Genomic DNA, 9662 nt, shown 5'->3' with positions numbered 1-9662 from the left:
TTATTTTTTCCAAGAAAAAGCTTGAAAAGGCGCATCTACAGGTGTATTGGCAATATGATTGGTATAGTTACTGATTACTTTTTGTGACAAGCCCAAAATAATCTCCAACACTTGTCTTTCACCATATCCGGCTGCATAAAAGGCTTGCAAATCTTCTGAGTTTACATGTCCTCGGTTACGAACGATCGTTAAGGTCATGTTCCGCAAGGCCTCCAATTTGGGATTTTCCAAAGGAGTCTCATTGCGCAAAGCATCTGTAATGTCATCATCTACCTTCATCATTTTGGCAATACCTGTATGGGCAGGCACACAATAATGACAAGCATGTTCCACATTGATTGTTTGCCAAACGACAGTTAATTCTTCTTTATCAAATGAAGAGTTAGTAAACAATTTATGGATCGTCTGGTAAGCCTCAAGTAATCCCGGAGCTCCTGCCAATACGCCATGCAAACCGGGAATCATTCCATTTGCCTTGTTCGATTGTTCCAATAGTTCTTTGCTACCTTCCGGAGCGGTTTCGATGTTGTGAATTTTTAAAGTTGTCATATTATTCATTTTAAATTATTTCTAAACGATTGTTTAGATTTAGTGTAAAAAAAAGGTCAAATGCTGCTGAAGGTCATTTCAATATAGTCTTCGATCTCTTCCCGACTATTGACTCTACTCGCAGCAGCCAAACCATGTTTGGCAATGACCAGAAAATTGGCTTGTTTCAAAAGAAGGCTATCCTCTTTTTTCGAGCCTATCCTAAGTTTTTCCAAGAAAAGCAATTTCAAATTGTCCATGAAAGACTTTACCTGGGTTTTAATTTCAGGATCATCACTTTCAGAAAATTCATTGTAGGTATTTGTCAATAAACAACCTTTCTCATTTCCTTCCACAGCACATATGGCTACGGAATCATAAAAAAACTGTTTAATGTCTTCTACCCCATTGCTGGCTTTCTTGAATTTTTCAAACATGGCAGCTACTTTTGATTGGTAACAATTGAGGCTTTCAAGAAAAACGCCACGTTTGCTACCAAAACTCGAATAAATAGAGAATTTATTGATGCCCATTTCTTTTTCAAGCATTTGCATAGAAGTTCTTTCATAGCCATTGCGCCAAAACAAACGCATTGCTTTATCGATAACCTCTTCTTCCCTATATTCTTTTTTCCTTGCCATTGTCTGAACTACAATACAAAACTAACCGATCGTTTTGATTAAAGCAAGCTTTTCTTTAATTTATATTTATTCAGCCAATTAAGGAGGTGTATTCCCGTGTAAACCGAAGATTTCTGATAAAACTTAGAATATAGATTTTACCTTAATAAAGGTCAAGATTTGGTAACAATTCCTTTTTGCTCAAAATAGTAGCTTACAGCCTCGTAAACAGCTTCAAGGGAACTGTATCGAGGTTGATACCCCAATAAATCCTTTGCTTTCGAAATGCTTCCACAGGGGCTGTGGGCAATGTGATCCCAGGTAAACTCCTTATCGGTATTGCTCACGGTCTTTTCCCAACTTTCCCAGGGGAGAAATTGTAAATTGGCCTCTTTTCCAAACTTTGCAGCCATGGCTTCAGCAAATCCTCGCAAGGTCAGGGCTTGTTCGGAGACCACATGAAAACTTTCTCCAATGCCATAATCTCTATTTTCAATAGACTTAATGAAAGCTTGTGCGACATCAGCTGCATGTACATGGTGCACCGTTTCCATACCAAAATTAGGTAATTGCACCTCTTCTCCTTTGGCCAGACGAACAAATACTTCGGGATTAAAATTACCTGCAGGGTTTACAGGTAGCCAACCCGGCCCCACAATATGACCGGGATGTAAAATGGTAACCGGAAATCCATTTTCCTGATGAAAAGCATGGAGATAGGCTTCAATTTTGGCTTTATCTATACCATATTCACCAAATGGTTTGCGTGTTTGCTCTTCGGTGGTTGGTACTTGCTCACTGTGCCCGTGTACCCACATGCTACCACAATGGAGAAAATGCTTGATTTTTCCGTTCAAGGCTTCAGCCAATTTCCGTGCACTTTCTTCTGTAAAGCAAATTAAATCAATTACGATTTCCCCTTTTAGTGCTACTATTTGCGTACAAAAGGTGCCGGCTTCTTCAGCCTTTTCCCGATCAATGGCTACATGTTCCACTGATTTCCATGCCGGGTGTTGGTTGTATGGATTACTTTGTTGCCTACTTACACAAACTACACTGTGGCCTGCCTCCACGAGTTTAGGAACCAAATAGGTCCCAATATGACCTGTACCTCCTATAATTATTACTCTCATTTGGTGCTATTCAATTTTAGATAAGACATAGACTCGCACCTATGCCAAAAAGAAATACCCTGCAATCGCGCAACAGGCCATGGCTGAGCCCATATTTTGAAAGAAAAATGCCAATAATTAGCAACATTTCTACTTTGGTCTCAATAGGGTTCAATAAAAATAACGGAATTTATCAATGGTTAAAACCACTATTGGTCTCGTTAATAAAAATTATTGGTATTGCGGCCAAGCCCTATAAGCAAGCACCCCTCCACTAAGCAACAATAAAACTTGCAAGAACAAACTTGGTGCTGTTTCTAAATGCCTCCCAATGACGAAAAGTAAAAATACCATGGAAAAGAAGGCCAATAAGCCGGTAACTTCTTTTTCCTTTTCACCGACCTTCCTGTTGTAAAAAATCTTAGCTACCAAGCCTCCATACAGAAAGGTAAACCATATCAAGCGATGCCTGAGTTGTTTGACCACTAGGCTAAAAGTCGGAAAATCTTTCCCTTCCAGCATCACCAACACGATATCAATGACTACCATCAAGCCTAGCAATACCGCCACCACGATTTTAATGGTACGGATTTCTGACAGGTGCTTTTTTAAAAACTTTTTTAGCTTGCTCATGGGCTGACTATATAGTTCATGGACCAAAAAAAGTGACCGTATAAAAGGCCTGCTATTAAAATAGCCGTAAGAAAGGATTTGGTTTTTTCAAAGGGAACTTTGAAACCTATGATAACCATAATAATTGTCAAGCCAAACAGGATCAAGACGGGAAATATTCCGTTAGCCATTTTAAAAGCAGCATTGGTGGTGCCCAGAAAAAGGTGTCCGGCAATTGCTCCCAGGGCAAAAGGAATAAAAAAAGACTTACCCTTGGACCATTCCAGCAAGAGCACATTGGAAGTATCGTCCTCAACATCATTGAGAATAAGCATGATTTCAATAATGAAATAGGCAAGCGCCAAGCCTATCATTATATTGACAACTATGGTATAGCCGGTACCTTCCATCATCTCTTGAGAAAACTTAGCTTAATTTAAGAATTTTTTGCCCAAAATAAAATACCCTAACAAATTATTTACACCAAATTGCATATGGATAACACCCGCCAATTGGCTGTTCAACCCATTGTAATTCTAAATGACTTACTTTAAATGAAATTAATTTAAACCGAGAATCTGGGCTTAAAATATTCACCTAAATTCTACGAGTGAGCAAGATTGAGGCAAAAATCACTGGTACAGAAAATCAAATTTTGCTGAAGCAGACAATTCGAATTATATTTATAGCTGAAAATTTAAATCTATAATATGAAACAAATCATTTATTCCTTACTTGCTTTGGTAGCACTCAATGCTTGCAGCAGCAATACCAAGACGGAAAATAGTACTGAAGCCCAAGAAAAAGACGACTGGATCATTCTTTTTGACGGAACGACAACTGAGGGCTGGAGAGCCTATAATGGCGATGAACTCCCTCCAGGCTGGGTAATAAAAGACGGAGAACTAACCTACGACACCGAAATGGGTTTAGAACAAGATTATACTGGAGGTAAAGACATTATTTACGGTGCGGAAGAGTTTGAAAACTTTGAATTGTACTTGGAATGGAAATTACCTAAAGGTGGCAACAGTGGCATATTCTATCACATTCCTGAGGTAAAAGAAAGTTCTGGACCTTCAGGATTGGCTCCTGAATACCAACTTATTGATGATGAAAATTATGCTTCCATACATGATCTGACTGCTTACAATAAAAAAATGGGTGAAACCGAAAATTTGGACCAATTGCAAGATTGGCAAAAAACTGCCTCTGATTATGCAATGTATCCTGCCGATCAATCTAAAGTAGATTTAAATCCTGTAGGTGAGTGGAACAGCTCCAAAATAGTTTATACCCCAGAAAAAGTAGAATATTGGCTGAACGGTAAAGTTGTGGTTTCATTTGTTCCCGGGTCTGAAGATTGGGAAACAAGGAAAAACTCCGGCAAATGGAGCGGTGCACCTGATTACGCGAAAGCCAAAAAAGGATATATCGGCCTTCAAGATCACGCAAGTCCGATATGGTTTAGAAATATTAAAATCAAAAAATTATGAATCAAAAATTAATAAATAGAAGAGACCTATTGAAAGGTGGGGCTACTGTGGCCATTGCATCCATGCTTCCTTCTTGGGCCTGGGCATCAAGCGAAAATGGTCGATTAAGAACCGCACACGTTGGTTTAGGTGGTATGGGAAAAGCCGATCTTAAGGCAATTTCTTCCCACGAAAAAGTAGACGTGGTGGCCCTTTGTGACGTTGATTCAAAGATGCTTGAACCCCTAAAAAAGGAATTCCCTAAGGCCAAACTTTATTCGGATTACAGGGTAATGATGAAAGAAATGGCAGACGGTATCGATGCTGTTGTAGTCTCCACTCCGGATCATACACATGCTCCTGCCTCTATGATGGCCATGGATTATGACAAACCTGTTTATTGTCAAAAACCCCTTACCCACCATGTCTCTGAAGCGAGAGCCATGAATAAGAAGGCAGCAGAAAAGAACTTGGTAACTCAAATGGGTATTCAAGTGCACTCTTTCTATGATTACAAATTGGCTACATTGCTTATACAATCAGGCATAATTGGCAAGGTGAAGGAAGTAAGGGCCTGGTCACCCAAAAACTGGGGGACTGATGATCCCAAGCCCCAAGGATCTGATCCGGTTCCTGAAAACCTAGACTGGAACCTTTGGTTAGGAACTGCGGCAGATAGGCCCTATAAAGAAGGGCTGTATCATCCCGGAAATTGGCGTAAAGTCCTGGACTTTGGCTGTGGAACCTTAGGTGATATGGGCGTTCATATTTTTGATACGCCTTACAATGCCTTGGAACTGGATGTACCAAAAACCATCAAAAACAAGTGCAGAAAACCCACAGGATTTGGCTTCCCGGAAGAAAACACTGTAACCTATCAATTTCCCGGGACGAAATACACCACTGATAAATTCAAATGGGTATGGTATGATGGTGTAAACGCACCTAAAAAAAGCAAAAAACTTAAGCTACCCAACAATGAAGAGCTGCCGGACCAAGGGGCCATGTTTATTGGTGAGGAAGGCAACCTTTTGCTACCTCACTTTATGCAATTGCCCAAACATATAGTGAAAGGCAAATACCAGGAACTAGACCTTACTGAACTCAAAAAGTCCGGAAAAATTGGTGAAGTGTTTAGGGACTATGAAGTGGAAGGCAAACGTCACTACCACCAATTTGTGGATGCATGTCTAGGAAAAGACGAGTGTTCTGCTCCTTTCTCCTACGCTTCCAGATTAACGGAAACGATACTATTGGGCGTAATTGCAGGAAGATTTCCAAATAAAACCTTGCATTGGGACAGTGCCTTGGCGCGTTTTGAAGAAGACGAAGCCAATCAATATTTAGATGGCAGCTACAGGGCCTTTTAAATAAACAACAAGAAGCTGTTTGAATTGATAATTTTGTCTACCGGCGAGAAGTTGATCGAATACCAGATTACCTAAACCAAAGCTTTCCTTCGGTTTATAAACGTTCCGCACTTTTGGAATTGAGAGGGCATCAAATTCGATAAAGAGTCGGTGGGTAATTAAATAGACTCATTCAAACAGCTTCTACTTTTATATTTAGTGTTTTATTGTTTATTCTTTTTTATTTTTTCCACTTCTAATGTATAAAAGTCCTCAAGCTTATGGTTTCCATAAGAATCGGCAATATTATCGAAAGCCATGGCTGTCATAAAAAATTCAACAGGTTCATAGGTTTTGGATGAAGTGAATGTTCTTAAAAGCCAAATCGTAAACCGCCTGGTCCAGTCCGGGAGATGGGTAATTTTAATTGGCTTTTGCCAAGCTTTCAATGCCAAAGCTGCCAGGTCATTTTGGCTTAAAATATCCGGTCCACCTACGGTTGCCTCCTTAGTCCCTAACTTCATTTGATCCACACAGACTTTGGCCAAATCCTCACCATGTATGGGGTTTAAGCGTTTAAGTCCATCACCAAATAAATAAACCCTCCCAGCTTTGGCCATGCTTAAAAAATCTTTCATATCGGAGAAAAATCCATTGGGCCGAAGGATGCAATATTGCAAACCGGATTTTTTCAATTCATCCACAAAACGCTCTTTGGCTTCAAAAATTTTAAGCTGTCTTAACTTGTCTCCATTAATGGCTGAAATGTACTGAAAGGCCTCTACCTTTTCCTTTATCGCTTCCTTCAAAAGGTTTGAATTGCCTTGGTAGTCAACATCCATATACCGCATCCCCTCTTTTTGCCGGGTGATGCCAATGCTAGAAAAAACCCAATCGATACCTTTTGTTATTCCTTTAATTGAATCGGGATCGGTGACCTGACCTACAAAAAAGTCATCCACTTCTTTAAATAGACTTTTTTGTGTCTCTTTTCTGATCAATACCCTAACCCAGTAGCCTCTCTTCTTTAGCTCCTTTACTAGAAATTGGCCCAAATATCCGGTGGATCCAGCCACTAATACTTTCTTTGCGTTCATCTTTTTTTATTTACAAAGAAAGCCGTCTTCTGCCTCATGGCTCTTGACGATCGTCAAGAAATTCGCTTATTGAATACACGGGTTTTGATTCTGCTTAAAGTTTCCGGTGAAACGCCTAGAAAAGAGGCAATGTATTGCTGTGGAACGCGCTGAAATAATTCTCCTTGGGTATTCAACAAGTCAACATACCGTTCTTCTGCTGATTTGGTCACAAAGGAAGCAATTACTCTCTGACAGGTGATCAGCTCATTCTCTGTGGCAATTCTAGCAATAACCTCAAACTTGGGCGCTAGTTCTAATAGGCGGTTAATTTTTGATTTCCCAAACACAAATATTTCGGTATTCTCTATGGCTTGATAATTCTCTATGGCCGGTATATTGAAAGTATAGCTCTCTCCGGCACAAATAAATTGCCCCTCGGTGTAGAAAAAAGCGGTTTTGTCGTTCCCATCCACATTATAAAAAAGCCTTACACATCCTTTGGTCACAAAGAATATATCGTTGGCAATTTTACCTTCTGTAAAAATCATCTCATTCTTCCGGAAGGTTTTCTTATCTACAGCCTCCCGAAGCAGGTCAATCTCATCCTTATTCAGCGAGGTGTAAAGCTGAATATTTTCAATCAGTTTTTCCATTCAATTGGGATAATTTAATTTTAGAATGTCAGCCCATTGGACTTGCCGGTTCCCTTTTTCTCCAAGCACAATAAAAATCTAAAATACTGGTTTTCTTATGGATTGGTATAAAAAATCACCCAAAATAAGTTTGTAAACGCTAGAATTGCCTACTTCCGGAAAAAACCAATCACCTCAAAAGTCAATATAGCCTCATTCCTAGCGGGGGCCACCAGCCAACTGGTTTAATAAAATCAGAAAGCAAAATAAAAAGCCCCAGCTAGCTTAATGGGACAGGTATGTCCAAAGGGCAAAAACCACCTAATAATCACGCTTAAAACATCGTAAAAGTGACTTTAGCCTCCTAAAAAAAAAAACTACATAAAGGATAAACCTATAACTACCAAACTTTTTCATCCTCCAACCATTGAAAAATAAAACAGGGAAAACCATTCCTCATGGAAACTCTAATTCCCAACACCATGAACTGATCCCTGAACACTGTCCCTGAACCTGTGGTCCCTGAGCGGAGTCGAAGGGCCAGCTGTCAGCATGCTTAGCTATTAGGCAACGTTTTTTATTAATAATCTTGAACCAAAACTTCAGTCGGAATATGAAGTGTTGAATTCAGTTTTCTAATCATTCCTAAAGTCAGTTTACGCTTTTTACTTAAAATCTCACTAACTCGACTTTTAAATCCAACAACTTCTGCTAAATCCTTTTGTTTCAATCCCAACTGTTCCATTCGGAATTTGATTGCCTCAATTGGATCAGGCATTCCAATTGGAAAGTTCTCATTTTCATATCTGTCAATTAAAATTGAAAGAATTTCCAATTCATCTCCTTCATCAGTTCCTTTTTTTGCTTCAAAAACCTCTTCAAGTCTATTCAGAGCGTTTTGATAGTCTTTTTCGTTTCTAATTGGTGCTATTTTCATAATCAAATGTTATTTGCGTCTATTTTATCGTATTCTGCGTGAGTTCCGATGAATCTTATCCAGCATATTTGATATTCAAAGTTGAACTTTACAATTAGTCGGTAGTTATTTCCTTTAATGTTGTAAACAATTCTGTTTTCTTTTAAAATACTTGCACTTGGATATTCATTTTTTAATTCATTAATATTTTTCCATTCTGATTTTTCGGTTTCTCTATACCAAGACTTTAATTGTTCCTCGCAGTCAGCGTGGTTTTCCCAAAAATCTCGTAATGTTCGTTTCGCTATTACTCTCACATATTACTTGTTTGTCGCAAATTTAATAAAAAGTTACCAAATTGGTAATAAAGTTTGTTTTTTAGCTTGCTGCCAATGTTCAGCATATGTTAAGTTGGGAATTCATAGGCGACTTCCTTCCAAATTACCCCTTAGCCAAAAGCTGTATTTTATTTTTAATTTTACATATCCAAAAGCCAAATCAGCGATTTGGCGGTGTTTATTTAAAGTCGAGAACTTTCTTTTAATCACTTAGCCCCCAAAATAATATATGCCTTGTTGGCCACCGTTTTCATTTTTTATGATACCCACATATTTCTTTGTCCGACAATTTTCCATTCTGCACCTTTTCGTTCGATAAACACAAGACTTCCCCAACCACATAAACTTCCACATGTAAAAGTATAGTAGAACACACCTCTTTGTTTGGCAGGGCTAAATGCAACACGAGACATGGTCATCATACCAATCCTTCTTTTATTGTCAGTAGTATCATTAAATTCCGCCTTGGTTACTATTGTGTAGTTACCTGTCTCCGTGATTTGATTAATGTCAAACCCTTTGGGATCTTCAATTCCGTTTAGTTTTCTTATTAGCTTAATCCAAGTTGTGTCAACAGGAAAATTGGCCTCAAAATTATTAGGGCTTAAAATCCCGTCTAAAAAGTCGTTGCTTTTATAAGTCGTCAGAGAGTCATACAGGTAAATTTTAAGCACGGAAGTGCCAAGTTTTCTATTGTTTAAAAGATTTTCAAATTCAGCGCTTTCTTTTTCATATCGTAAACTGTCTTCTCGAGTAGATTCTTCCCAAAGTGGCATTGGCGGAACAGGGAGAGGTTCATAAGAACCCTCAATACCAATCAATTCAATGAACTTTTGATTTAGAATATTTAATTCTTCATTGTCCATTTCGGTTGTATTCGAATTACAACTTGTCAGAAGCCCAAGAATTATGATTATTAACGATACTTTCATTTTTTAATGGTGGCCAATCGAGTAGAGTAAGATACGAAATAATTCGTATCTCCACCCTCTCACACCACC

Annotated in this window: 12 protein-coding genes; 2 read left to right on the top strand and 10 right to left on the bottom strand. The window is 38.7% G+C overall.

The window, feature by feature from the left end; translation table 11 throughout:
- The 5 genes from AAC037_RS11470 to AAC037_RS11450 all read right to left on the bottom strand — a co-directional run bounded on the left by AAC037_RS11470 (position 1) and on the right by AAC037_RS11450 (position 3285).
- The gene (locus AAC037_RS11470) at positions 1-549 is read right to left on the bottom strand and encodes a carboxymuconolactone decarboxylase family protein (protein WP_339903125.1); all 549 of its coding nucleotides are present in this window, start codon (positions 547-549) and stop codon (positions 1-3) included.
- A 56-nt stretch (positions 550-605) separates the two neighbouring features.
- Positions 606-1169 (bottom strand): TetR/AcrR family transcriptional regulator, encoded by a 564-nt coding sequence (locus tag AAC037_RS11465; RefSeq protein WP_339903124.1) that lies wholly within the window; start codon positions 1167-1169, stop codon positions 606-608.
- Positions 1170-1321: 152 nt separating this feature from the next.
- A complete protein-coding gene (locus AAC037_RS11460) occupies positions 1322-2281 on the bottom strand; it encodes an NAD(P)-dependent oxidoreductase (protein WP_339903123.1) in 960 nt (319 codons plus the stop codon).
- A gap of 210 nt (positions 2282-2491) precedes the next feature.
- Positions 2492-2893, bottom strand: a complete 402-nt coding sequence (locus AAC037_RS11455) for a hypothetical protein (protein ID WP_339903122.1) — start codon at positions 2891-2893, stop codon at positions 2492-2494.
- Positions 2890-3285, bottom strand: a complete 396-nt coding sequence (locus AAC037_RS11450) for a hypothetical protein (RefSeq protein ID WP_339903121.1) — start codon at positions 3283-3285, stop codon at positions 2890-2892. Before AAC037_RS11450 ends, AAC037_RS11455 begins: the two co-directional genes overlap by 4 nt.
- Positions 3286-3582: 297 nt before the next feature.
- On the opposite strand from AAC037_RS11450, the gene AAC037_RS11445 reads away from it, so the two are divergent.
- Both AAC037_RS11445 and AAC037_RS11440 read left to right on the top strand, forming a co-directional pair.
- Positions 3583-4368 carry a DUF1080 domain-containing protein gene (locus tag AAC037_RS11445; protein ID WP_339903120.1) on the top strand — a complete coding sequence of 262 codons (786 nt, stop codon included), beginning with the start codon at positions 3583-3585 and terminating at the stop codon, positions 4366-4368.
- Complete coding sequence (locus AAC037_RS11440) at positions 4365-5717, top strand: Gfo/Idh/MocA family oxidoreductase (RefSeq protein WP_339903119.1); 1353 nt, start codon at positions 4365-4367, stop codon at positions 5715-5717. The genes AAC037_RS11445 and AAC037_RS11440 overlap by 4 nt, the downstream gene beginning before the upstream one ends.
- Positions 5718-5920: 203 nt before the next feature.
- On the opposite strand, the gene AAC037_RS11435 is transcribed toward AAC037_RS11440, so the two are convergent.
- The 5 genes from AAC037_RS11435 to AAC037_RS11415 all read right to left on the bottom strand — a co-directional run bounded on the left by AAC037_RS11435 (position 5921) and on the right by AAC037_RS11415 (position 9593).
- Entirely contained in the window at positions 5921-6793 is an 873-nt protein-coding gene (locus tag AAC037_RS11435) for an SDR family oxidoreductase (protein WP_339903118.1), read from the bottom strand.
- Positions 6794-6846: 53 nt separating this feature from the next.
- On the bottom strand, positions 6847-7428 hold the full coding sequence (locus tag AAC037_RS11430) for a Crp/Fnr family transcriptional regulator (protein WP_339903117.1): 582 nt from the start codon (positions 7426-7428) through the stop codon (positions 6847-6849).
- Positions 7429-7987: 559 nt separating this feature from the next.
- Positions 7988-8344, bottom strand: coding sequence for a helix-turn-helix domain-containing protein (locus AAC037_RS11425; protein ID WP_339903116.1), 357 nt, complete (start codon positions 8342-8344; stop codon positions 7988-7990).
- Positions 8345-8346: 2 nt separating this feature from the next.
- Positions 8347-8640 (bottom strand): type II toxin-antitoxin system HigB family toxin, encoded by a 294-nt coding sequence (locus AAC037_RS11420; protein WP_339903115.1) that lies wholly within the window; start codon positions 8638-8640, stop codon positions 8347-8349.
- Positions 8641-8918: 278 nt separating this feature from the next.
- Positions 8919-9593 carry a hypothetical protein gene (locus AAC037_RS11415; protein WP_339903114.1) on the bottom strand — a complete coding sequence of 225 codons (675 nt, stop codon included), beginning with the start codon at positions 9591-9593 and terminating at the stop codon, positions 8919-8921.
- Positions 9594-9662: the final 69 nt, after the last annotated feature.

It is taken from the genome of uncultured Cyclobacterium sp. (genome assembly GCF_963976465.1).
GTDB lineage: Bacteria > Bacteroidota > Bacteroidia > Cytophagales > Cyclobacteriaceae > Cyclobacterium.
Note: the sequence above shows the minus strand (reverse complement) of the source record. Positions and strands in the feature narration are given on the sequence as shown.

Coding starts and splice junctions, on each gene's coding strand:
- AAC037_RS11470 (WP_339903125.1), bottom strand. CDS start 549: ATGACAACTTTAAAAATTCACAACATCGAAACCGCTCCGGAAGGTAGC.
- AAC037_RS11465 (WP_339903124.1), bottom strand. CDS start 1,169: ATGGCAAGGAAAAAAGAATATAGGGAAGAAGAGGTTATCGATAAAGCA.
- AAC037_RS11460 (WP_339903123.1), bottom strand. CDS start 2,281: ATGAGAGTAATAATTATAGGAGGTACAGGTCATATTGGGACCTATTTG.
- AAC037_RS11455 (WP_339903122.1), bottom strand. CDS start 2,893: ATGAGCAAGCTAAAAAAGTTTTTAAAAAAGCACCTGTCAGAAATCCGT.
- AAC037_RS11450 (WP_339903121.1), bottom strand. CDS start 3,285: ATGATGGAAGGTACCGGCTATACCATAGTTGTCAATATAATGATAGGC.
- AAC037_RS11445 (WP_339903120.1), top strand. CDS start 3,583: ATGAAACAAATCATTTATTCCTTACTTGCTTTGGTAGCACTCAATGCT.
- AAC037_RS11440 (WP_339903119.1), top strand. CDS start 4,365: ATGAATCAAAAATTAATAAATAGAAGAGACCTATTGAAAGGTGGGGCT.
- AAC037_RS11435 (WP_339903118.1), bottom strand. CDS start 6,793: ATGAACGCAAAGAAAGTATTAGTGGCTGGATCCACCGGATATTTGGGC.
- AAC037_RS11430 (WP_339903117.1), bottom strand. CDS start 7,428: ATGGAAAAACTGATTGAAAATATTCAGCTTTACACCTCGCTGAATAAG.
- AAC037_RS11425 (WP_339903116.1), bottom strand. CDS start 8,344: ATGAAAATAGCACCAATTAGAAACGAAAAAGACTATCAAAACGCTCTG.
- AAC037_RS11415 (WP_339903114.1), bottom strand. CDS start 9,593: ATGAAAGTATCGTTAATAATCATAATTCTTGGGCTTCTGACAAGTTGT.